This window comes from Butyrivibrio sp. X503 (assembly GCF_003625475.1).
GTDB lineage: Bacteria > Bacillota > Clostridia > Lachnospirales > Lachnospiraceae > Butyrivibrio.
In genome coordinates, this window is sequence record NZ_RAIQ01000001.1 from 402,483 (window position 1) to 426,608 (window position 24,126).

The following is a 24,126-nucleotide window of genomic DNA, read 5'->3' on the forward strand; positions in this document are numbered from 1 at the left end:
TTGATCTGATTGACAAATTTTTATCAGAACAGGTTTATTTTAGCATACCACCCATTCAAATGCAAGGAAAAGAACGGGCTTCTTCCACTACACATCATGTTGTGCGGATTATCAATACTGTACTAAATCTTCCTCTAAATACTCTATAATATACGCTCCTCTTTCTTTCAAAAAATCATCCAGCTTCATAAGATCTTTTTCATAATCCGCTTCGCTGTAATTCGGATTTTCAAATCTTCTGTACGTTTCAATGTTCTGCTTTCTATAAATATGATCATATTCCATAAGCAGCTCGTGCAGATTCTTATAGGAAAGTTCATTCTCCAAAAGTATGCTCATCCTATCTCTGAATCTGTCTTTGAATCCCTCACTTTCATACATACAGCCCGGGAGAAACATCTCCTCGCCCTTATCTCTGTAATATGAAATAGTATTAAAAGAAGGATCTCCGCAAGTAACATCAAGATCATAAGCCGCCCAATTCCACGCGCCGTCCTTGTCCTTATATAAAATCTGGTTGTGATCGGGATCTATGTCCTCATCATCAAAAAACAAAAGCGCGCAAAAGTAATCGATCATATTGTCAACGTTGACGGAAGATTCCACAAGCTCTGCCTGTTTATCATCAGAAAGATCAAAGTACGCAAGACTGTCTATGGATTTCCTATAATCACCCTTCGCAAGCCTATCGCCAAACTCTGCCTCACCGTTCTTTATCACACACAAGTCTTCGGGATCAATACCATAATTGTACTCAAAATATTTCTCATCATATTGCTCACGAAGAGTGTATACGCCCCAGTACTCGCCGTTTAAAAACAGTGCGCAAGGACGGGATGCACTGTTCGCGATACCCATATTATCAAGAACGGAATGCAAAAAGGCCTCCTGGAATAATATTCTTCCATCACCTCTTCGAAGCCTTAGCTTCTTTTCCCCTTCGTTAAATCCGCAGGTAAAAAAACCTTCGTCTGAATAGATATCTCTCGCGTAGAGATTTAATGATTTTTGAAATACAAATCTTGTAGATTCTCCGGCAATCCTGACTCCGATATCTTTTTTATCAGTGATATCACGATTTTCATCAAAAGCCGTCATGGTCGCCCGGCGCTCCCACTCCCTTCCGGTGTTTGATGAATTGGTATATTCAAAACGATTTACTTCTTCACCGTTCTCATCAATAAAACTTGCAGGTACCACTTCATCGGGCAAATTTTCGAAGCCACCCCTTTTCTTGTATTCTTCATACTTTCTTCCAAGCGTATATATACCTTTCTCGTAATCAAAAAGGCTTGCCGGATCAAATACAAGAGACATTATCTCAACGCCATCGTACTGTGGTTTTTCATCAAATCCTACAAAATAAACATGGCTCACGACTTTGCTCTTTTTACCCGTGAACTTGTTCACCGCTATAGCCTTGATAATATTCGCTTTATCTATCTTGTAATCCGGTGCCCTATAAGTCGGATACATTTTCACGTTGGCATACATATTATCATTGGTGCTTGCGTCGTATAACTTTATCGGTGCCTTGTACTTTTTGGAATTCTCGGTTGGTTCGCTACCGTCATCGGTATAATAAACAGTATCAAAAAAACCGGCGGATAATTTAAGCTGCGTTCCTTCATTATAAAAGCCATCTTCTATAGAAAATTCAGGTTCTTTGATAAGCTCCGTCTCAGCAAATTTGGCACCCTCATTTGTCTGCCCGGGTGTTCCCTCAAAAGTATCAAAATCTCCCGTTCCGTCTTTTTTCCTGGAAAAAGACACATCATATGGAAGAAGCGGAACAGCAACAGCATCAACAACGCGTCCGCCATCGGTGCTAAGATAAACGGTTTCGCCATGTTTATCTATATTAAAAGGAGCCGTTTCCCCCGAAAGGCAGATAACACGGTACTCTCCGGGTGCAATCGGAGTCTCTATTTTTATCTTCTTTAGATTTTTCTTGGAATCGGACAGATAGTAGTCCTTGTCAATCTCTTCGTCTGAGAGATTATAGATTTCTATGTAATCGGAATAATTACCGAATTCATCTGCAGCCACAGAAAAATTGTACCCACAAACTTCGTTTATACAGATCGCAGGCTCATCATCTTTTTGTTCACAATAAAAAAGGGTTGCTGCGCCGGTTGTCAGCAACCCAATCAGTAAGCCTATCCTTCTGTATTTGTTTGAAAAAAACTTAAGTATCATAATTCAGGTTCGATCAATCCGTAAGTGTTGCCCTTTCTCTTATAAACTACATTAACCTGATCGGTCTCTGCATTAACAAATACAAAGAAGTTATGTCCCAAGAGTTCCATCTGAACACATGCATCCTCTGCATACATGGGTTTGGGATCAAACTTTTTCATTCTCTCGATGCGAATAGCCTCTTCATCCATGTATTCGCTCTCGATATATTCTTTCTTAAAATTGCTGGCCTCGGCCTGCTGTTTGTCTACGAGTTTGCTCTTATACTTTTTGAGCTGTCTCTCTATAATTTCCTCTACTAAGTCAATAGATACGTACATATCATTGCTCACCTGCTCGGCACGAATGATCTTGCCCTTAACAGGAATGGTAACCTCGATCTTATGTCTCTCCTTATCGACATTTAATGTGACGTTGGCAATAGTATCGGGTGTGAAGTATTTCTCGAGCTTTCCAATCTTCTCTTCGACTGCTGCCTTCAATCCGGGTGTTACATTGATGTTCTTTCCAATGATAGTAAATTTCATGCAATCATCCCCTTTACTGCGGCTAAGAACGCCGTTTTTTGTATATATACAGTATATCATCTTCTGATCTCGAAGTGCAATTTATAAGAGCGATTTGAGGCAGATTCTTTTGCATAAATAGGGCTTTTTGTAAAAAGTGCACAAAAAACACCAGGTGTTTTGCATTGCATAAAATTTACTTTCAAATTCCACATTTTGTGGATAAAGTGGATAACTTCGTGTATAAGTTCATTTTTAGCCATTTTTTTCCAAAAAAATGTGGATAACTTCCCCTGAAAAAATATCAAAAATATTCGCAAAGCCTGTTGACATTTGGCTTTATGTGCATAATAGAGAAAATGTGAATTAAAAGATTTTAGGGCTTGAAAAAACACCGAATTCGGAATCCCGAATTCGGTGTCTTGAATTATCCATATAAACTTTGTCCGGTCTATCAGCTTAGAAAATTCTTCTGACAGCAAGTACAGAACGATAACCTGCATCAGATATCTTAATACCTGTCTTAGCTGTTGAAGCGTGTACGATCTGACCATTACCGATATAGATACCAACGTGACCTGAGTAACATACGATATCACCGGGCTGTGCATTAGCAAGACCGTCAACGGCTGATCCAACGTTTCTGTCAGCACCTGAGCTGTGAGGTAAGCTAACACCAAAGTTAGCATATACACTCATAACAAATCCTGAGCAATCGGTTCCGTTTGTAAGCGATGATCCACCGTATACATAAGGATTGCCGACAAACTGCTGAGCATATTGAGCAACCGCAGAACCGATAGAACTGCTCTCGGTTGTATATGAAGCAGCTGAATTGTATGACTTACCTGAATTGCCGCCATCAGCCTTATCCTTTGAAGTATTAGCCTTAGCCGCTTTATTGGCTGCTTCTCTTTCTGCCTTCTCTTTAGCAAGACGAGCTTCCTCTTCTGCCTTGGATTCGGCTTTTACAAAGTCTGTCCAAAGGTCTACATAATCAAGAGATACGTATCCTTCACCTTCCTCGACGTTAACTCTAACCCATCCGTCAAGCTCTTCATCAACAACAAGCTCATCACCTTTGGGAATAAGCTCGATTACTTTATCATCGGTACTCGGGCCGCTTCTAACATGAAGGGTGGTTGTTGTAACGGTCGCCATTCTGGTACCGACCTTCTTGGCAAGCTCTACAGCTTCATCACCGGTTACACAGAACTCTGCCTTTACATATCCTTCTACCTTACCGGATTTAATCTTGTACCAACCGTTTTCTTCTTCTATAAAAGTACCAACGGACTTGTCGTACAATTTACCGACTATCTCACCGTCTTCGCTTGCGCTGTCTCTAACATTTACGTAATGATCAACCTGCGCGATAACAAGAGTCTTGAAAAGTTCTACCTCTTCCTCTTCTTCAGTTTTTTCTTTTTCAGTTTGCTTATCAATGACTGCGCCTGTAGCTGACTGAATATCCCTAAGGATGCTGTCGGTGATTGTAGATGCGGATGGAGTTTCGTCGGTAACTGCTTCTGAAGATTCGATATCTTCAACGACCGACTTGCTCACTCCGGAAATAGAAGTCTCAGTCTTAGAATCATTGGTATCCTCTTCCATAGACTGCTGAAGATTGGAAAGAGATACCTGATTGCTTCCGAGGGCATAAGAAATACCCGCCTGTGGAAGCACGCTGGTAACTTTACCCGAAGAAGCGAATGAATATTCATTTATAGTTACAAATGTTATGGTAGATACAAGGCAAAAAGCCGCGATCTTCATAGCTTGTTTCTTCAATATAATCCTCCAAATAGTTGTTACAAATTTGTTGCACCCTTTCAGAATACGTCATTTTAGTCATTTTGTCAACTTTTGGCCTTTCCAACGAGAAAATCTTGTACACTTGTGACAGTATTTGCACCGTCCGCAACCGCTGTAATTATCTGGCGTAGCCTCTTTTTTCGAAGGTCTCCCGCAGCGAAAATTCCGGGCACATTTGTAGCTCCATCTTCTCCCGCGATCACATACCCGTTTTCATCACATTTTACCAAGTCGGCAAATACGTCTGTAGAAGGATGAATGCCTACTGCAACGAATATCCCGTCTACCGGAAGCTCTTTTTCTTCTTTATTATTTACGTTCTCGATCAAAAGGCTATTGACTTTATCTTTTCCTTTTATCTCTTTTACAACATTGTCCCAGATAACCTCGATGTTCTTGATCCCAAAAAGCTCATCCTGAAGTATCTTGGCTGCTCTGAGCTCATCTCTTCTGTGAATAAGATATACTTTCTCGGCAAATCTGGATAAGAAGATGGCATCCTCTACAGCAACATCTCCGCCGCCGTTTACCGCCGTTACTTTTCCTCTGTAGAAAGCGCCGTCACAGGTAGCACAGTAAGAAACTCCCTTTCCTATGTATTCTTCTTCGCCGGGAACTCCGAGCTTGGAATGATTGGCTCCTGCCGCCAGTATCACTGTATGTGTCTCGTATTCCCCGGAATCAGTCTCTATCTTGTATACCGGAGCTTTGGTATCGGAGCCTTCACTGATACATTTGATGCCGGTAACCGTTCCGTCTGCAAATTCTGCACCAAGCTTATCTGCGTGTTCTCTGAATTTCATGGCAAGATCAAAGCCGTTGACCCCCGGGATTCCAAGATAATTGTCAACCTCATAGGTATCGATTATCTGGCCTCCGCTCACGGGATTTTTCTCTATTATAAGCATGTTAAGTCCGGCTCTCTTGGCATAAACAGCTGCAGATAATCCCGCAGGACCGGATCCGATTATTATAAGATCGTACATAATGACCTCCTTTTAAAACCAAACAACAAACAATGCACATAAAATATATTAGATTGTGTGCAATCTAATTGTATCACCATTTTCTATTTTGTAAAGGTCTTTCAGTACATGAGTTCTTTAAATAAGGTCAAACTTCTTAAGAGCGTTCCAGATTCCGTCTTCTTCCAGATATGTCGTGACAAAATCGGCCACTTTTTTTACTTCATCCGCGGAGCGTCCCATCGCAACGCTCTTGCCGGCCACTTCAAGCATATCCATATCATTTACGCTATCACCGAAAGCAATGGTATTACTGATATCCTCAGATAAAAGTTCGCAGACCTTCTCGATTCCCGTTCCTTTATTAAATCCCTTCGGTACCATCTCAACGATCGCCTCGTTATGAATAATGAAATCATACAGATCGGAAAGCTCCGAAAAACAGCTCTTTGTATCACATCCGACGGTTGCACATGAAAGCTTGTTCATCTCCCATTTGCCCCAATTATCGTTGATGCCTCTCAATCTGTCGCCCATCTCGGCCATTACTTTCTCGCCGTACATATCACCTTCAAAATTGCTTCTTTCAAGGTAAAGATATCTCGGGCCTTCGAGTATCGATTTGAAATTATAGCGATTCACTGTCTCGACAGTTCTGATCGCATCCTCGCTGCTTATAAGTCTGTTGAAAATAATCTCGCCGTCGTTTTCTATCATACAGCCGCAGGCTGATACGATTCCGTCAAAGCCAAGTCCGAGCAGTTCTTTATTACTGATAAAAGATCTTGCTCTTCCGGAGTTCAAAAAACACTTGTGGCCGTTTTCTTTAGCCCTTTTTATTCCTTCCTTGGTAGTGTCGGGGATCCAGTTCTTGTAATCCCACAGTGTTCCGTCAATGTCAAAAAATAAAACCATTAAAATTCTCCAATCAAATCCATCCGCCGTCTAGCGTAATAATCTGTCCCGTCATATATGCGGGTGCATCGGCTATCATAAGTGCAAGATCCGCCACTTCCTGCACCTCCCCCATTCTTCCCATCGGGATTTCTTCTTCAAGCTCCTTTATATCATCTTCCGATAAATGCTTTCTGTTCATATCCGTATCGATCACGCCGCAAGCTATCGCATTGACCTGTATTCCGCTTGGAGCCAGCTCTTTTGCCAGCGCTTTGGTAAAAGAATTAACGCCGCCCTTGGATGCAGAGTATGCAACTTCACATGAAGCTCCGACTTCACCCCACACTGAGGATATGTTTATTATCTTACCACTTTGCTTTTTTACCATCATCGGAATCGCAAACTTGGAAGTATTATATAGAGAATCAAGGTTGGTAGACAATAGTCTTCTCCAATCCTCTTTTTCCATATCTGTTAAAAGACCCAGAAAAGCCACTCCCGCGTTATTTACAACAATATCAATATCGTCTATTCCTCCAAAAAGCTCTTTTACCGAATCATAGTCACCCGCATCGCATGCAAAAGCGCGGCACGTTATGTCATACTTATCGGAAAGCTCTTTTGCATACAGCCTAAGCTCATCTACACTGTTTATACATGTCAGAATAAGCTCATCTCCTGCTTTTGCAAAGCTCTCGGCGATTGCTCTTCCGATTCCTCTTGATGCTCCTGTGATCAATACTTTTCTGTTCATCATTTCACCTTTTTAATAAAAAAGAAATACCGCCTTACATGATACTGTAAGGCGGTTCGTAAATCAAATTTTTTCAGCACTTAGATAATGCGTCTATGACGGTCTCTTCAACAAAGGGCTTCGCCACAAATTCAACCGCCCCAAACTTAACCGCCTCCATCATCTTTTCTTTCTGTCCCGCAGCCGTTATCATAACAACCTTGGCATCGGGATTGTTCTTTCTAATGAGTTTAAGTGATTCTATTCCGTCAACCCCCGGCATCGTTATATCCATCGTCACAATATCGGGATTAAGCTTGACGTACTCATCAAACCCTTCCTGTCCGTCCACGGCTTCTCCGACAACATTGAAGCCCGCTCTTTCCAGGATATCTCTGAGTATTCTTCTTGAAGTTCTTGAATCATCTACTATCAATACACTTTTCATCTACTCACCCTCCGGCATAGCCGTTTTACTTAACTTCAATGTCTTTGGATACAGCAATAAAGTATTTTACTTCGCCTCCGCATATGTAGATAGGCATAACCATGAATTCCTCACAGGTTGCCTCGGGAAAAGATACATAGAAATTCGGAGGTTCAAGTTCAATACGAGTATCATACCTGCTCTGCTCCGTAGCATACAGACCGTTTATACAGTTTATAAGCTCGCAGATGGCATCAAGAGCATCCTCTTTAGTTTCAATGAATTCTTCTTTTGTATATGCAATCGCCATCCTCTGTACGTCTTCGTACTTACCGGAAATGGCAACAACTGCCTTCTGATCTCCATGGAACTTTTGAAGGCCCAGCACCTCTTCTTTTATAGCAGAAGCCTTATAAGCTTTCCCGACAAAAATATGATTGTCCACAAGCCTGTACATATTCTTTATTCCCATAGAGAACATCGATCTGTACACGGGATCGTCGGTTCCAAGAAAAATAGGCACTATCTTTTCGACTTCACCGCTCTTTAATGCAGCCATATCGGTCTCGGTAAAACCGTTATATATCTGATAGTCCTCTTCTACCTCTCTGAGTTTTTCCATGGAAAGATATCCAAGATCCACGATTGCCTGTATGAAAGCCAAATATGAATTGCCCTGAAGTTCCAAGAGTCGGCTGACCTGAGCTTCTGTCAGATAACCGCGTTCTACGGCTATATCACCAAAGCGCTTGTCCATAGATGCCTGCATGGCATTTACCTGCTCAGCCTGAGCAATGGACATAAGCTTCTCGGACACCGCTATGACTCCAAGCTTGGCCCTGTTGGATTCCTGCAAGCGATACGCTTCCGCAATCTGATTTTTATCAAGTAAGCCTTGTTCTAACAAATATACGCCAATTAAACGATCAAACATGTTGTCGCTCCTATCAGAATTTAGTGTTCTGTCTTATGAACTTTTATCCCATAGGAAGTCCTATGAAATAAAAAACGGACAATAGCCTACAATAATATTGTAGACTAAAATCCGTTTATAAACAAGCTATCAATAATTAACTATTATTCTAAGATCCAACCAATATTTCTAACTTCAATTGACTCCATTTTTCCGTCATCGCTTACATGGATATCAATTCTGTTTCTATCGTTCTGATCGAGCGGAATTGTATAGCGTCCGTAGCTCTTATCATATTCGTAATTTGTAATTCCCTTTGATGAAAGTAATGCTTCCAGATCATCCTTAGTTGATGTTCCTTTTATTCCACCGGGTAATTCAATTTCAAGCTTATGGTAGCTTGAAGGATAATATGTAATCGAAGTTACGATCGTGTACTTCATATAGCATGCGCTTGTAGTGAAATTATATGCTGTTACATACAGACGCTCGTCTCCCTTTGCAAGAGTAACTGCATATCCGGAGTCGGCTCCTACCGTATCAGTCTCATCACCGCCAAAACTCCATCCGTCTTCCATAAGTACCTTAAGCGGAACAGGCACATTATATACTTTACCGCTTATCGAAATATTTCCGGATAAAAGATCGTCCCCAAGAGAAGAGGGCGCCTTGTACTTGCTAAGGTACTCAGGCTCATCACCGCTTACCTGTTCTTCTCCCATATCTGAGGGCTTTTCCTGATTGGTTAAAGAAACACGTGAAAGCTTATCGTTCTCTTTTTCAAAATTATATGTAGTTTCTACTCTGGTCATGAGATCGGTATCATTGGCTACTTCATATGTAATACTATATGAAGTACTTCCGTCATAGTCTCTGTCAGCATCACCAAAGATAGCTACAACATCTTCCTTAGTAGACTCATTGAGCTTTAAATCACCACCATGGAATGAAAGATCCATATTGGTCTTATCCACGATAAAATTATAGAAAGTAATCTCAGTAATATAACCTTCGCCCAGTTCCTTGGCATCAATTGAGAAATTGGTTACATGTACATCGATCTGTTGCGGTTTCTCATCGGGGGTAAGCAAATAGACAATCTCATAATCTCCGGAACCGAGTAATATCTTGGAATCACTGTCCTTGTTGAACTGCCAACCATCGTCTATAAGTTCCTGAACCCTTACGGGAAGAGAATATGTCTTTCCATATGCGCTAAAAGAAGAAATGGCGTTGGGATCAGCCTCTGCGTGAGGTACTGAAGCCTGCTCTTCTTTTTCCTCTTCTTTTTCCTCTTCTTTCTCTTCAACCGCTTCAGTTGCTTCTGTCGTAGCCTCATCAGTTGATTCGTCATCCTCTTGAGAAAAAACAGGTGTCGGAACCGTAGCTTCTTCCGACGCTGCGATTGCAGCGTTGTCATCCTTTTTGCCTCTGTTCATGACAATAACAACGTTGAAAACTATAAGAAGAATTACAAACGCCGCTACAATGCCACCAATAATAAACAGCTTCTTCTTGTCATTTCCCTGTGGAGGAACATTGTTTCCGCCAAAAGGCTGCGCCCCGTTACCAAACTGAGGCTGACCGAAGCCGCCCTGCTGCTGAAAATTACCCTGCTGAGCAAAAGAGCCTTGTTGCTGCTGAAACTGCTGGCCAAACTGTCCCTGCGCCTGATTCTGCTGCGCGCCGGGAAATCCCTGCTGAGCCTGTCCCTGCTGTGCTCCGAAATTTTGCGGTGCACCGTTAAAGCTCTGCTGATTCTGCCACTGCGGCTGATTTGCCTGATTAACATTTCCTGCTTGCTGATTTACAGGCTGATTCACCTGATTGATATTCCCCACCTGTTGATTTACAGGTTGATTTGACGGATTAACATTTTCCGTCGGCTGATCGATCGGCTCCCCGGTCATTGGATCAAACCTTCTTTCACTCATTTCACACTTCTCCTCTCAACAAAAAATCCAAAATACTTAATAAAATATTTCCCTTTATTTGCACAATTATATAATGTTTTTAGTGAAATGAAAAGTGTTTTTTACACAGCAGGTTACATTTTTAATATTTTTGTTAAATAGCTTCCATCCTCTCCTTTGGAATAACGATTCCCTGACCGTCCGGATTGATCCTTATACCGTCCTTATCCTTTGCAAATTTGATAACATCGGCATACTTAAATACAGCCGCATTCCATCCGCTTCCGTTAAGCTTCTTGGAAAACTCGAGCCCGTCGGTAAATATCGGAAGATACTCTTTTCCCTCTTTTGTCTTTATCACAGGGAATTTGAATTTAGTGTCCTTTCCGGGCTTCATTCTGCCGTCTTCAAGTACTTCAACATCTCCCTCATGCTGCATGGGCACAATAAAATTGCCCTTCTTGATACAAGCGACCATCCTCGCTTCCTTTGCCTTAAGAACCTCAGACTTCTGCTCATAGTTAACCGGCCATGAAAGCTCGGTAATAAAATCCAGCATAGTGAAATTAAGCGCAGGATTGACTGGTTCGTTACCTGTATTGCCCTTCCAGTCTCCTACCGCCATAACAATCTCATTTCTCTTAAACTTGGCCTTATAGGCACCGTTATCGATTATCAGATTCTCAATTCCTATGTAATAGAGATAGTCAAAAAAGCCTTTTCCCAACGATGCATCGCTTATATTCTTAACCTCATTTACGACAATCTTTCTGAACTGCTTCATATAGAGTGCAGCAGCCTTACTTGCAAGGTCTTTTTCAAAATAGACATTGACAAAGCCGCCGTCTATGAATGGATATCTTGTCCCCGCATCATAGAGAACAAACAGCGTTTCGGCATTTCTTATCCTATTAAGTACTTCGTTATAAACTTTTCTGTGATTTTTCTCATATTCGGGAAGCGGTGACTCTTTATGATATGCTTCGAGAGTTGTCAAAAGAAATAAAAGTTCCTGCGAAGTCAGCTCTTTTATCACATTAGTATCTATATCTTCCTCATAAATAAGCACGCCGATCTCATTCTTGCGCTCTAAAGTCACAGTATCTTCCAAAAACTCGCATTCGGCGTCCTTTATGTTTATTTTGTTTATTCTGGAAACCACGGGCCACCTGAGATTCTCATGTGCCTTCTTTACTTCTTCAATTGCTTTTTCCTTTTCTGCTGCCTTCTCTTTTTCGAAAGCCTCCTCTACGTCTTTTCCGTTGTCTTTGGAAAAAAGATTAAAAATTCCCATTTGCAAAACCTCTTTCATATTATTTCTTATGCTTTACAAAAGCATCAATTCTTATATTCGTAAAATACCTTAGCTGCCTTTACCAAATATTCAGGATCCAAGCTTCCCGCAGATTCATACGGCGAATGCATGGCAAGCTGTGCAAGCCCTATATCCACTGTATCTACAGATACCTGTGCGGTTGAGATATTTCCAAGCGTTGAACCGCCCGCGATATCGGAGCGATTGGTGAAAGTCTGGAACGGCACCTGCGCCTTTTCGCAAATAAGCTTAAAGAACGCCGCGGAAACAGCATCTGTTGTGTACTTCTGATTGGCATTGTACTTAATGACAATACCTTTGTTCATAACCGGTCTGTTTACAGGGTCCGCCTTATCGGCATGGTTTGGATGAACCGCATGCGCATTGTCCGCGGATATCATAAAGCTGTTTGCGACCGCAGTGTAGTACTGCTGATTGTTTCTACCAAGAGCTTCATTTATGCGGATAAGCGTATCCTTAAGGAATGTGGAATCCGCGCCCTGCTTTGTTCCGCTTCCGACTTCTTCGTTGTCGAATACGCAGTGCATCGCAACATTATCGGAATCCCCGGAATTAAGAAATCCCTCAAATGTGGTATATACGCACTCCTGATCGTCGAGCCTTGAACTTGAGAGATACTCCTCATTGGCGCCCCAGAATGTGGGTTTTACCCTGTTATACAAAAAGAGATCGTGTCCCAATATTTCATCTTTTTCCACTCCTGCGGCTTTGGCGATCACATCAAAAAACTTATCCTTGGCTTCGGAATCACCAAATACCGGGATCATATCAACCTGCGGATTGTATTTGTATCCGTCATTGGCCTCTCTGTTCATATGGATTGCAAGTGAAGGTATCATAAGAAGATCCCTGTCCACATTTACAAGCTTGGTTTTATAGCCCTTTTTCTTTGATTTAACCATGAGCCTTCCCGCCACGGAAAGGGGTCTGTCAAACCACTGCGCACAGAGCATACCGCCGTACTTCTCCGTATTGAGCTTAACGTAAGCTCCGCTGCCCTCCATTTCGGGATTCTCTTTTATCTTAAATGAAGGAGAATCGCTGTGACTTGCGATCATGTAAAAGCCCTTGAAGTCTTTTTTGGGAATCTTAAAAGAAATAACGGAAGAATCATTACGGGTAACAAAGTACTTTCCCGCCTTGAGCTTCCACTCTTCGCTCTCCTTAAGCTCCGTAAAGCCCTCTTTTACAAGCTTCTCCTTTAGATTCTCAACCACATGAAAACAGGTTGGGCTCTTATCTATGAAATTCAACATATCTTTTGCAATCTTTTTACTCATATAGCACCTCCGGTGATTACTTAAATTATAGCACGCCTTTTTTAGATGGCACGATTTGTTTGACAAATGCATTTTTCTTACGTAGTATTGCTTTATATCGAATTTTATAATTCATGTTTTTTATGAGGAGATTCTGAATTGAAAACCATAGCAATAATTCTATTTATACTGATGTATATTCTTATGATCACTTTGCCGAAGAGACGTGCGATAGTCGCTCTTTCGACCGCAGTAGTCTTCGTGATATTGGGGATCCTTCCAATAAATAAAGTGTTCGGTGCTATAGACTGGAACATTCTAATGATGATCTTTGGCACGATGGTCATCGTCGATTACTTCATAGAATCCAAGATGCCAAACTTAATAGCGGATAAGCTTTTAAAACTCGCCCCCAACGTTATGTGGGTTACGATTTTTATGTCGCTGTTTTCCGGAATCATCTCGGCATTTATAGACAACGTTGCAACGCTTCTAATGGTTGCTCCCGTAGGACTTGCGATCTGCAAAAAGCTCAAGATATCACCGGTACCCATGATAATCTGTATTGCGGTTTCATCCAATCTTCAGGGTGCTGCGACTCTTGTAGGTGATACAACTTCCATCATGCTGGCAGGCGCCGCACACATGGACTTCAACGACTTCTTCTGGATGAACGGTCACCCCGGAATCTTCTTTGCCGTTGAACTCGGTGCTCTCGCAACCGTTCCTATTATGATGTATCTCTTCAGAAAAGATAAAGAACCTGTACATTCAAACGAAAACACAGTAGTAACAGATTATGTTCCCACGATAACGATGCTCGGTCACGTAGTATTTCTCGTTATTGCTTCTTTCTTCCAGAACAAGCCCGAGATTACAAACGGTGTGATCTGTATGGTATGCGGTATCATCAATATCATTTGGGAGATACAGATTTCAAAAGGAACAGACAGCATGTGGCATTCACTTAAAGCTATCGACTATGACACTATGCTCCTTCTTGCAGGACTCTTCTGTGTAATAGCGGGAGTAGCAAACGTGGGTATCATAGATGATCTTGCGAACATGATTGCAACAGCGGGAAAAGGAAATGTCTTCCTTCTCTATACGGTAATTGTATTTGGTTCCGTTGCCGTATCTGCATTTATTGATAATATACCGTATGTAGCAACGATGCTTCCGGTACTTTACAGTCTCTCTAAAGTTATGAACGCAGATCCGATTCTTTTATACTTCGGTCTTTTGATCGGAGCAACACTCGGCGGTAACTTAACTCCCATCGGAGCATCCGCCAATATCGCAGGTGTCGGAATGCTGAGAAAAGATGGGTACGAGGTAAGCTTTGGTGACTTCATGAGGATCGGAGTTCCGTTTACGCTTACGGCTGTTTTTGTCGGCTATCTGTTTATCTGGTTTGTATATGCATAAAATAAAGGCTTTCGCTTTGATCTTAATCATAAAGCGAAAGCCCTTTTTTAATCATTATCCGATACCAATACATTCATAGCATAGCCTGATAGCTTTATTTTTTACATCGTTAAACCCGTTATTATTTAAGCCAATAATTATAATAACGACTGCCAATGCAAATACTACAATCTGCAACATTCTTTTTTTACTGTTTATTTTTCTCACCCCAAAATGAATAGCATCTTCAGGGCAATGTTTTATACATTCACCGCATTGTATACATTCTCTGTCACAGACTCTTTTCACATCCATTTTGCAACTGCGAACGCAGGCGTTGCAGTGAGTGCATTTCTTCTCATCAACCTGTATTCCGAAAAAAGAGATCGGCTGAAAAAAAGAATATATCGCGCCAAGCGGACATATAAATCTGCAGAAGCCTCTATAAGCAAAAATACATAGCACCACTATCGAAACAAGCATGAAAATTTTCCAGCTAAATATAAAGCCAAGCATCGGTCTTAGTTTTTCCTGCATAATTGTAAGCGGAATTCCCGCTTCCAAAGTTCCGGCAGGGCAAATGTATTTACAAAATCCGGGTGCGGAATAAAACACCGGAATAAGTATCGCAAATATCAAAAGCAATGCGTATTTGATCCATGAAATACCTCTTGTGACATTACTCTTTTTTATCTTTGGTGTAGGAATCTTATCAAGAAGTTCCTGTATCAAACCAAAAGGACACAAAAAGCCGCATGTAAATCTTCCGAGAAATAATCCCATTAGTAAAATCGTACCAAGTAAATAATATGGAAATTTATACTTAGATGATATAAGCGCAGACTGCAAGCTTCCAAGTGGACATGAAGCAATCGCACCGGGACATGAATAACAGTTCAGTCCCGGCACGCACATTCCTTTACTGTTACCTTTCCAGATCTTGCCCTCTGCAAAGCCTTTAACATTAAAGTTATACAAGACCGCCGCCATAAGCTGTACATAGCGTCTTGAAAACTGCTTGAAATGCTCCTTACCTTTCATCGGTACCTCTTTTTATCTTTACTTCATGCACTCTTCAACTGCGCTCTTGTACTCTGCATACTGTGCATCCGCACCATCTGCTCCGAGATAAATCTTCTCAATAACTCCGTTTTTGATAACAAGAGTATAAGGAATACCCTCCGTAGGATAGAGCTGTCCTATTTTGCCTTCTACATCGTAAGCGATAGGGAATGTATATCCCTCGTCCTTAACAAGCTGATCAACGGTTGCCTTATCTTCCATGCAGTTTACGCATAGAATTGACAAGCCTTCGATATTATCTTTCTTAAGCTTCTCAAATGCAGGCATCTCTCCCATGCAAGGAGGGCACCATGAAGCAAAGAAATTAAGAAGGACTACTTCATTCTCATGTTCTGAAAGCTTAAATTCCGTACCGTCAACAAGCTCCGCGGTAAAGTCAGGAGCCTTGTCTCCCTGAGCAAGTTCCTTAAGCTCTCCCACATCTGCTACTTCTTCCTCGGAATCTGTTTCCGTGCTTTCCTCAACATCAACTTCAGTATCAACTGTTTCCTCGATACTTACTTCATCCTCCTGAGAATCCCCATTCTCAGCGGCTGCTCCGCACGCAGTCAAACTTGCAAAACTCAGACACATAGCTGTTACAACGCATAATTCCTTGATCTTTCTCATTTTTCTCTTTCCTTTCTTAAAAAAAATATTGTCATTACTCAAAAAATCTTATTTTAAGCTCCGGCATATCTTCTGCCGCTTCTTTGCATAATCTTTTTAATGCATCAAAGTATTTTCCGAGCTTCACGGCAGCAAATTTAGTATTGTAAAAAATTATATTCCAGCCATTTCCGCTTTCGGTAAGAACGTCGTTAAGCGCATCCAGGTTCTTTCCGTAATAATCGGGAAGCGGAAGTTCTTTTACCAGAATATCTTGTAGTTCTTCTTTGGTCATAACCTCAGACAGATCTATATAAAAAACACTTCCCATGCTTTTTCCTCCGTATTTCCCTAATACAATATGTGCGTCCGTTTATGGTTCATACAAAAGTTCAAAAGTAGTGTAATGATCGTCTGTATAGTAAATGTGGAAATCATCGGAGTAAACCAATCTCTTCTCTCCACGATTGTCAGCTTTCAGTGTATCGATATCACATTCGTGGTATTCGTGATCTTCGGGAAGTCTGCCCTCATAGTTTCCAAAGAAATCTCCTCCGATACATTTTCCGGGAGCAAACTTTTCAAGGCTTCCGCCATTCCATCCAAGCTGATTGGCCTGCTTTTTGGTGATGTAATTGGAAGGAAGCCTATGATACGTGTGAAGATATAACGCCACCTCCTGCTTGGATGTATATGTTCCGCCCTCGGGAATTTTGGCTTCCGGTTCGCCTCCGTCATTTTCGTCAGGGAAATCGTCCTCAAAAAAATCCTCATTAGGCTTACTATCATCCTTCTTGGAAGAATACTTGCCTAATCCGGAGCCGATAGTACTTTGGGTATCAGTCTTTGATGACGGGCTTCCCACCTTGGAACCACCACCTGCAGAGCTTGCCGAATATCCACCTGTAAACGACGATCCTGTCGAATTACCGGCCGGTTCCTTTCCGGCGCTTCCTAAATCCTGCATATCGGCACCTGCTGCGTCTCCGCCGGCACCTCCTATAGTACCGACACTTTGCACGTCGCCGCCACCGGAAGTATCTCCTCCGATCGAAGGTCCCGCACTAAGAGGACTGCCGCTTCCCATGCTTCCTGTCCCCGAGCCACCAAGCTCCGGGCCACCAGCTTCCCCAAGGTCGGCAGAACCACCGCCACTATCGGGCCCTGCAAAATCACCGCCGCCTGCTTCACCGAATTCGGCGCCGCCAAGGCTATCGCCTCCCATGTCGTCAGGTGCTCCTTCAAAAGAGCCTTCTCCTTCAACATAGCTGCTTCCTCCTCCGGTCTGCCCTTCTGTGTCTAACTGCGTTTTTCCACGTGAAGAGGCAAAAAAGATAAATAAAGCAACAAGTAGAATTGCCCCGATAAAATATTTAGTTATTCCGTTTTGTTTTTTCATATATGATTTCCCTTTTTCCTTTTATTAAGCGTTTTCGGTTACATGTTATATCTCCCCTAATGTATTATTTCGCTGTTATCATCAGATAAACATATTCTCCGCAAGCTCCTCTCTTGAAAGGAAAGGTGCAAGGTCTTCCAGCGGAGGACTTGTCAGTGTTCCGTCAGGAAGTCTCCTTGCGGAACTCTTTGGAGCCCATACCTGGTCTGTATCGGTGAACACTTCACAAAGCACCGGATCATCAGTCTTTAAAGCCTCATCCAGCTTTTCCGAAAGTTCATCTCCCGAATGAATTCCAACATAGCTATATCCAAACGCTCCCGCAATCTTCTCAAACGAAGGAAAAGCAAGATCGTTACTCTCAGGGCCTATTCCGCACTTTGAATAATCAGAGAAAAGATTATTCTGAGTTAATCTTATGGAATGATAACCCTCATTGTTTATAAGGAATATTTTAACAGGCAGCTTGTTGGTAACTATAGTCTGAAGCTCCTGCAGATTCATCATGATACTGCCGTCTCCTTCAAGACATATTGTCTCCTTCTTACCTGCGGATATACATAAACCTATTGCGGCGGGAAGTCCGTATCCCATACTTGCCACAGCGTTGTTAATAATAAATCTCGTTCCGGCTTTGATTGTCCAGCTCTGATGACCTGCAACGCAGCAAGCGCCGTTACTTACGGCCGTTAGGCTACCACTTGGAAGCTTATCTGAAAGAGCCTTTATAAATCCATATACATTTACAAGCTTATTGCCGGTGTGAAGCTGCTCATCAGAAACAACAGGATACTTCTCTCTCCACTTGATACACTGAGCTCTCCATTCATCATTGGCAAAAAGATATTCCGCTTTTGGGTCACTTAAACTGGCAAGCTTATCATATAGTCTTTCAAGGAATTCTTTTACATCTGCATGAATCTTAAAATCAACATGAAGTGTGTGTTTATCCATCTCGGAAGAATCAATATCAACCATGACTACTTTAGCTGCTCTTGCCCATGTATCCCATGTATAGCCGACCTGTCTTATTGATAGTCTGCTTCCGAGCACGAGAACAAGATCGGAATTCTGAATAGCAAAGTTTCCGGGTCTGTCTCCCATGTTACCTCCGCGTCCGCAGTAAAGCGGGTTGTCGGATTCAATTACATCAATCGAATTCCAATATGTGCAAACCGGAATTCCCAGCTTATCAATTACTTTTCTGAAAGCATCAAACCCGCCCGAAATGCGAATTCCACCGCCAGCGTAGATAACAGGTCTCTTGGCTTCTTTAAGCATTTCAAGAACTTTGTCTATATTCTCATCAAGCTTGGCCTCGCTTACTTTCTTTTCATCGATATCTTCGGAAGGATCATATCCTCTAAGCTGATCCGGGTTAATCTCTGCAGCCTGATAATTGACAGGTACGTCTATCCACACAGGACCTGGTCTTCCCGTATTCATAAGATGCCATGCTTTTTCGAGATGATATCTTATATCCGTAGGATCTTCCAGCATTACCGCATATTTACAGATATGCGAAGTCATAGTTGTAATATCATACTCCTGATCGCCTATAGCTCTCGGGGCATACTCGTTGCAGCCTGCCTGTGCCGCACATTCTCCGCCAAAGTTCTTTTTCCAATAACGTACTGTTGTGTCATAACGAACCTGACCGCTGACTACAAACATAGGCAGCGAATCAAGCCAACCGCCGATAACTCCGGTGATCGCATTTGTTCCACCGGGGCCTGAAGTTACGCAAAGCGCGGCAACTTTATTCTCATATCTGGAATAACCTTCCGCAGCGATCGCAGCACCCTGTTCATGATGAAAATGAGTGCACTTCATCCCTTCAGTATGTCCAAAAGAATTATTTAAATACATAGCGCCACCGCCTACTACCGTAAAGCAGTCGGTGACGCCCCTCTTTATCAAAAAATCAACAATATAATCTGAAACTCTCATAATTTACCACTTGATCCAAGGCGCTCTTCCGCCCTCTATCATCTCCGATAATTCATCCCTTTCTCTTGCTGTATCCATGCACTTCCAAAAACCGTCGTACTTGTACGCCGCCATTTCTCCGTCCTTTACAAGATTATGCATAGGCTCTTTTTCAAAGAAGGTTGCATCGCCCTCAATATAATCGAAAACTCCGGGCTCTAGAACCATATATCCGCCGTTAATTCTTGCGCCGTCCATGCTTGCCTTTTCTCTGAAATCTTTTACAACGGATGTGTCATTCTTGTCTATATCAAATACACCGAAACGCTGTCCGGCCAAAATAGCAGTAACCGTGGCAATCTTTCCGTGGTTCTTATGGAACTTAAGCAGGTCGTTCATATCTATATCGCAGACACCGTCACCGTATGTCATAAAAAACGTCTCATTTCCGACATGCTCTTTTATCCTCTTGATACGTCCACCCGTCATGGTACTGTAGCCTGTATCGACAACCGTTACTTTCCAAGGCTCGGCCTTTTGTGAATGGAAGGTTGTCTGTCCGCTGTTTGCAAAATCAAAAGTCACATCGCAGTTGTGGAGATAGTAGTTGGCAAAATACTCCTTGATAACCTCCTGTTTGTAACCTGCGCATATGATAAACTCATTAAAGCCGTGATAAGAATATTCCTTCATGATATGCCACAAGATAGGTTTGCCGCCTATCTCGATCATCGGCTTTGGACGAAGATGACTCTCCTCACTTATTCTCGTGCCGAAACCTCCGGCAAGTATTACAACTTTCATTTCTAAACCTCACTAAAAATAACCAAAATGTTATCCTTTATGATACAAAATATATCCCAAAATTACAAATTTTTCCTCATATTCATAAGTTTTGATAAAAGAAGCTCGGAAGCCTTATCCTTACTCATGCACTCGAGTGCTTCTTCGTTGTCCTTTGTTATAAACGTAAGAACATTGGTATCAACGCCGAAGCCTGCGCCTTTATCTTTTAGATTATTGGCGCATATCATATCAAGATTTTTCTTCTCGAGTTTTTTTCTTGAGTTTTTCAAAAGATCTTTTGTTTCCATGGAGAAGCCGCACAGAATCTGTCCCTTTTTCTTATTCTCTCCAAGATATTTCAAAATATCTTTTGTTCTCTTAAGAGGAATGCTCATATCCTTAGCGGAATCGGATTCTTTTTTCTTGATCTTGTCACTTGCGGTAGAAACAGGTGTATAGTCAGCGACAGCTGCTGCCTTAATTATTATGTCCTGCTTAGCAGATCTCTTTGTCACTTCCTTATACATATCTTCTGCGGATGTTATTTCCACAACCTTTACGAATTTGGGTTTTTCGAGCGAAGTCTTTCCTGTTATAAGGGTAACCTCTGCCCCTCTTCTTGCAGCCGCCTTGGCAATGGCAAAGCCCATTTTACCCGTAGAATGATTGGTAATATATCTGACAGGATCGATTGCTTCCATAGTCGGGCCGGCAGTCACAAGTACCTTCACTCCCGACATGTCTTTTTCACAAGCTATCTCCTGAACGATCACATCTGCTATGACGGAAGGTTCTTCCATTCTTCCTTTTCCGACTGTTCCGCAGGCAAGGAATCCCTCACCCGGTTCTATGATAATATATCCGAGTTCGCGAAGAGTCTGAATATTTCTCTGAGTCACAGGATTTTCATACATCTTGGTATTCATCGCAGGAGCAATGATCTTGACGCAGTCGCACGCCAGCGCCGTGGTCGTGAGCATATCATCTGCAATACCGCAGGCTAGCTTTGCTATGCAATTGGCAGTAGCAGGCGCGATCACAAGAATATCGGCCTTATCTGCCAGCGCTATATGCTCTACCTCGTAGTATGTACCCCTATCAAAGGTATCCGTAACGCATCTGGTATGAGTTATGGATTCAAAGGTAAGGGGCGTCACAAACCTGGTCGCGTTCTCTGTCATTATTACATCTACATTAGCATGTTGCTTGACAAGCTTTGATGCCAGATCCGCCGCTTTGTATGCCGCTATTCCACCTGTCACTCCAAGAATTACATTTTTTCCCTGTAACATCGGATTCTCCTTTTATCTCTTTTCCGCTATGATCATATTTCTTATGATTTCACCCTGACATTTTACCACATCTATGATATATTTATTACGCACTGTATTCAAAAAGATTTGAAACGGTAGCTTTTTTCTAAGGAGAACTAAATATGCAAAACACATCATCACTGAGCCGCGAGACTAAAGCGTCAGAAGGACTCAGTACCAAAACACTCTATTTGGTGGAGACTGCCCTTATGATCGCAGTAACGCTCATCATGGGTAACACCTTCCTGGGAACAATCCCCACACCTTTTCTTAAAGTTTCAATCGTAACAGTACCCGTTGCACTCGCAGCAATGTTGATCGGCCCTACTGCCGGTGTTGTATGCGGACTTGTTTTCGGACTCAACAGCTTTTTTACCGCTCTCACGGGAGAAAGCGGACTTCTTTCAACACTTTTTAACGTAAATCCCGTCGGAGTATTTTTGACTGCTGTTTTAGCCAGATTCCTTGACGCATTTATCGTAAGTAATCTTTTCCAAGTTCTTAAAAAGAGCCCTCTGGGTAAGGCTTCATATTTCATAACCGGCCTTCTCATGCCTCTTTTTAACACAGTTTTCTTCATGGGACTTCTCTGCATTTTCTTTTATCATTCAGACTTTATACAGGAGCTTGCAGCAACAAAGAATGCAACCGGTCCTTTGTCATTCGTGATCGCATTGGTTGGTGTTCAGGCAACCGTTGAAGCAGTTATCGGCTGCGTTCTTGCCGGAACTCTCGGACTTGTACTTTCAAAAGTGCTTCACAGAGCATAAATATTATCATGGAAAAAATACTGACTGTTGATATAGGAAATACAAATATAGCGACTTGCTTATGGAATGGTGATAAAGCCACTATGCTTAAGAGTTTTGCTACTGACAAAAATGCCACTTCCGCAGATCTTACAGAAGCTTTTTCTTCCGTTCTTATGTCAGAAACGGGCAACAAGAAAACGGAGCTCATTACGGGCTCCGTTATTTCCTGTGTTGTTCCAAGTATTGAAAGTGCTGCAAAAGAGGCCCTTCATACTGTTACCGGCTGCAATCCTATCATTGTAAACTGCAATCTTGATCTTGAAATCAATTTGGATATATATGACAAAAAAAGTCTCGGTGCAGACAGGATAGCCGACATTGTAGGCGCAGCAAAGCTTTACAATACGCCTGTAATAGTTTGCGACCTGGGTACCTGCACAACGATATCAGCGGTAGACTCAAATAAAAACCTCATCGGAGGTATGATAACTCTGGGCATTCAATCATCACTGGATGCTCTTCACGAAAGAGTCCCTCATCTTCCTTTAATACAGGCAAAAGAATCGGATTCTCTCATAGGTTATGACACGCCTTCTTCTATCCTAACAGGAGCAGTAGTCGGAACCGCTTCCATGATTTCGGAAACAGTAAATAAACTCTGCGAATCCCCCGACATGAGCGGCGCAACTCTCGTCCTTACAGGCGGAAACGCCGGATTCGTTCTTCCTTGGTTTAAGGACAGGTCAAAAACTGTTTACGAACCCGATCTCATCATGAAAGGTTTGCGCGAAATATATACAAATTTCTGCTGAATTTTGTAGCTTATAAAGAAAAGGCACGTGTCCACTACGATCTTTACAACCGTCTCCGGCACGATAACAAGCCACCTTACTCCCAGCGTTACCAACAATGCGCTGAGTGCCATCTGAATAACGGCAAGGACAACATACTTTATCGCTGCCTTTTCTATTTTTTCATTGCTCTTAAATACCATCTTGTAATTAAGCGCAAAATTATACGTTGCCGAGATCACCCTCGCTATAACGGTAGATATCGCAATGTAACCCACATATTTCCCTTTAAAAAGAAAACATAAAAAAGAAAACAATGCTATATCCAAAACGCACGATGACAGAGACGAAAATATATACCGTATAAAGCTCTCCCCAAGCACTCTGTAAATCCTTATAGAATCAGCAAGCGGATTAAAATGAGTGGAGTGATGATCCTTGGACTCATATATCGTACTTATCGGTACTTCAATAATCGGATATTTCCCTTTTGCTTCAAGAAGCATTCTCATCTCAAACTCAAATCTGTCGCCCTTCACTTCAAGAAGCTCTCTCATAAAATCAAGCGGGATTCCGCGAAGCCCGGTCTGAGTGTCACTTATATTCAGTCCTGAGACGTATTCGGTAACCTTCTTGGTAATCCTATTTCCCATCTTGGATTTCCATGGGATATCATCGCCATCAAGACATCTGACACCGAGGATAAGTGCATTGGGATTACTTAACAGCTCCTTTGACACATCATTTATCGAAGAAACAGCGTGTTGTCCGTCAGAATCAGCTGTAACAACTCCAACCGTTCCTTCCATGTGATCAAGCACATATTTAAACGCAGTCTTAAGAGCGGCACCTTTTCCTCTGTTCACGTCGTGCCTTAGGATAATGCCGTTATCTCCAAGAATCTCTTTTGACTCATCAAAAAAGCTCTCGTAAGCCTCACCGCTTCCGTCATCAACTATGATCACAAGCTTCTCCTCAGCCGCAAGTTCTTTTACAAGAGTCGTCATTCTTGCATCCGGCTCATACGAAGGGATGATCACAGGTATTAAGTTATCTTTTAGTGCATTACTTTTATTCATCTATTACATTCTAGCTTAATTACGCTCTATGCGCTA

22 protein-coding genes are annotated in these 24,126 nt (G+C 42.1%); 3 read left to right on the forward strand and 19 right to left on the reverse strand.

What is annotated here, in order from left to right:
• Window positions 1-111 precede the first annotated feature (111 nt).
• From D6853_RS01790 to D6853_RS01845, 11 genes are all read right to left on the reverse strand, one after another.
• Window positions 112-2,199 (reverse strand): CotH kinase family protein, encoded by a 2,088-nt coding sequence (locus D6853_RS01790; RefSeq protein ID WP_120656088.1) that lies wholly within the window; start codon window positions 2,197-2,199, stop codon window positions 112-114.
• Window positions 2,196-2,726 (reverse strand): ribosome hibernation-promoting factor, HPF/YfiA family, encoded by a 531-nt coding sequence (gene hpf, locus D6853_RS01795; protein ID WP_092244110.1) that lies wholly within the window; start codon window positions 2,724-2,726, stop codon window positions 2,196-2,198. The genes D6853_RS01790 and hpf overlap by 4 nt, the downstream gene beginning before the upstream one ends.
• 438 nt (window positions 2,727-3,164) lie before the next feature.
• Window positions 3,165-4,496 carry a C40 family peptidase gene (locus tag D6853_RS01805; protein ID WP_243108268.1) on the reverse strand — a complete coding sequence of 444 codons (1,332 nt, stop codon included), beginning with the start codon at window positions 4,494-4,496 and terminating at the stop codon, window positions 3,165-3,167.
• A 68-nt stretch (window positions 4,497-4,564) separates the two neighbouring features.
• The gene (gene trxB / locus D6853_RS01810) at window positions 4,565-5,506 is read right to left on the reverse strand and encodes a thioredoxin-disulfide reductase (RefSeq protein ID WP_120656091.1); all 942 of its coding nucleotides are present in this window, start codon (window positions 5,504-5,506) and stop codon (window positions 4,565-4,567) included.
• Window positions 5,507-5,623: 117 nt separating this feature from the next.
• Window positions 5,624-6,400 carry an HAD family hydrolase gene (locus D6853_RS01815; protein ID WP_120656092.1) on the reverse strand — a complete coding sequence of 259 codons (777 nt, stop codon included), beginning with the start codon at window positions 6,398-6,400 and terminating at the stop codon, window positions 5,624-5,626.
• Window positions 6,401-6,413: 13 nt separating this feature from the next.
• Window positions 6,414-7,139, reverse strand: a complete 726-nt coding sequence (gene ymfI, locus D6853_RS01820; RefSeq protein WP_120656093.1) for an elongation factor P 5-aminopentanone reductase — start codon at window positions 7,137-7,139, stop codon at window positions 6,414-6,416.
• Window positions 7,140-7,209: 70 nt separating this feature from the next.
• Window positions 7,210-7,563, reverse strand: a complete 354-nt coding sequence (locus D6853_RS01825; protein WP_120656094.1) for a response regulator — start codon at window positions 7,561-7,563, stop codon at window positions 7,210-7,212.
• Window positions 7,564-7,588: 25 nt separating this feature from the next.
• Window positions 7,589-8,476 (reverse strand): chemotaxis protein CheX, encoded by an 888-nt coding sequence (locus D6853_RS01830; RefSeq protein WP_120656095.1) that lies wholly within the window; start codon window positions 8,474-8,476, stop codon window positions 7,589-7,591.
• A 143-nt stretch (window positions 8,477-8,619) separates the two neighbouring features.
• A complete protein-coding gene (locus D6853_RS01835; RefSeq protein ID WP_120656096.1) occupies window positions 8,620-10,389 on the reverse strand; it encodes a hypothetical protein in 1,770 nt (589 codons plus the stop codon).
• A gap of 133 nt (window positions 10,390-10,522) precedes the next feature.
• Complete coding sequence (locus D6853_RS01840) at window positions 10,523-11,662, reverse strand: SseB family protein (RefSeq protein WP_158588638.1); 1,140 nt, start codon at window positions 11,660-11,662, stop codon at window positions 10,523-10,525.
• Window positions 11,663-11,706: 44 nt separating this feature from the next.
• A complete protein-coding gene (locus D6853_RS01845; RefSeq protein ID WP_120656098.1) occupies window positions 11,707-12,984 on the reverse strand; it encodes a M18 family aminopeptidase in 1,278 nt (425 codons plus the stop codon).
• A 138-nt stretch (window positions 12,985-13,122) separates the two neighbouring features.
• Between D6853_RS01845 and D6853_RS01850 the strand changes: the two genes are divergently transcribed.
• Complete coding sequence (locus D6853_RS01850) at window positions 13,123-14,391, forward strand: SLC13 family permease (protein ID WP_120656099.1); 1,269 nt, start codon at window positions 13,123-13,125, stop codon at window positions 14,389-14,391.
• Window positions 14,392-14,445: 54 nt separating this feature from the next.
• Here the strand turns inward: D6853_RS01850 and D6853_RS01855 are convergent, their stop codons facing one another.
• The 7 genes from D6853_RS01855 to coaBC all read right to left on the reverse strand — a co-directional run bounded on the left by D6853_RS01855 (window position 14,446) and on the right by coaBC (window position 21,447).
• Window positions 14,446-15,411, reverse strand: a complete 966-nt coding sequence (locus D6853_RS01855) for a 4Fe-4S binding protein (protein WP_120656100.1) — start codon at window positions 15,409-15,411, stop codon at window positions 14,446-14,448.
• An 18-nt stretch (window positions 15,412-15,429) separates the two neighbouring features.
• Complete coding sequence (locus D6853_RS01860) at window positions 15,430-16,062, reverse strand: TlpA family protein disulfide reductase (protein ID WP_147367688.1); 633 nt, start codon at window positions 16,060-16,062, stop codon at window positions 15,430-15,432.
• A 34-nt stretch (window positions 16,063-16,096) separates the two neighbouring features.
• Window positions 16,097-16,372: a barstar family protein gene (locus D6853_RS01865; protein ID WP_120656102.1), complete on the reverse strand. Its 276-nt coding sequence runs from the start codon at window positions 16,370-16,372 to the stop codon at window positions 16,097-16,099.
• A gap of 42 nt (window positions 16,373-16,414) precedes the next feature.
• Window positions 16,415-17,440: a ribonuclease domain-containing protein gene (locus D6853_RS15460; protein ID WP_243108269.1), complete on the reverse strand. Its 1,026-nt coding sequence runs from the start codon at window positions 17,438-17,440 to the stop codon at window positions 16,415-16,417.
• A gap of 81 nt (window positions 17,441-17,521) precedes the next feature.
• The gene (locus tag D6853_RS01875; protein ID WP_120656103.1) at window positions 17,522-19,390 is read right to left on the reverse strand and encodes a thiamine pyrophosphate-binding protein; all 1,869 of its coding nucleotides are present in this window, start codon (window positions 19,388-19,390) and stop codon (window positions 17,522-17,524) included.
• A gap of 3 nt (window positions 19,391-19,393) precedes the next feature.
• Window positions 19,394-20,173, reverse strand: a complete 780-nt coding sequence (gene rfbF, locus D6853_RS01880; protein WP_120656104.1) for a glucose-1-phosphate cytidylyltransferase — start codon at window positions 20,171-20,173, stop codon at window positions 19,394-19,396.
• 62 nt (window positions 20,174-20,235) lie between these two features.
• Window positions 20,236-21,447 (reverse strand): bifunctional phosphopantothenoylcysteine decarboxylase/phosphopantothenate--cysteine ligase CoaBC, encoded by a 1,212-nt coding sequence (gene coaBC, locus D6853_RS01885; protein ID WP_120656105.1) that lies wholly within the window; start codon window positions 21,445-21,447, stop codon window positions 20,236-20,238.
• Window positions 21,448-21,590: 143 nt separating this feature from the next.
• Between coaBC and D6853_RS01890 the strand changes: the two genes are divergently transcribed.
• Together D6853_RS01890 and D6853_RS01895 are read left to right on the forward strand one after the other, a co-directional pair.
• Window positions 21,591-22,238 (forward strand): ECF transporter S component, encoded by a 648-nt coding sequence (locus D6853_RS01890; protein WP_120656106.1) that lies wholly within the window; start codon window positions 21,591-21,593, stop codon window positions 22,236-22,238.
• 8 nt (window positions 22,239-22,246) lie between these two features.
• Entirely contained in the window at window positions 22,247-23,032 is a 786-nt protein-coding gene (locus D6853_RS01895; RefSeq protein WP_120656107.1) for a type III pantothenate kinase, read from the forward strand.
• Here D6853_RS01895 and D6853_RS01900 read toward each other — a convergent pair.
• Window positions 22,975-24,090: a bifunctional glycosyltransferase family 2/GtrA family protein gene (locus D6853_RS01900; protein ID WP_120656108.1), complete on the reverse strand. Its 1,116-nt coding sequence runs from the start codon at window positions 24,088-24,090 to the stop codon at window positions 22,975-22,977. The genes D6853_RS01895 and D6853_RS01900 overlap by 58 nt on opposite strands.
• Window positions 24,091-24,126: the final 36 nt, after the last annotated feature.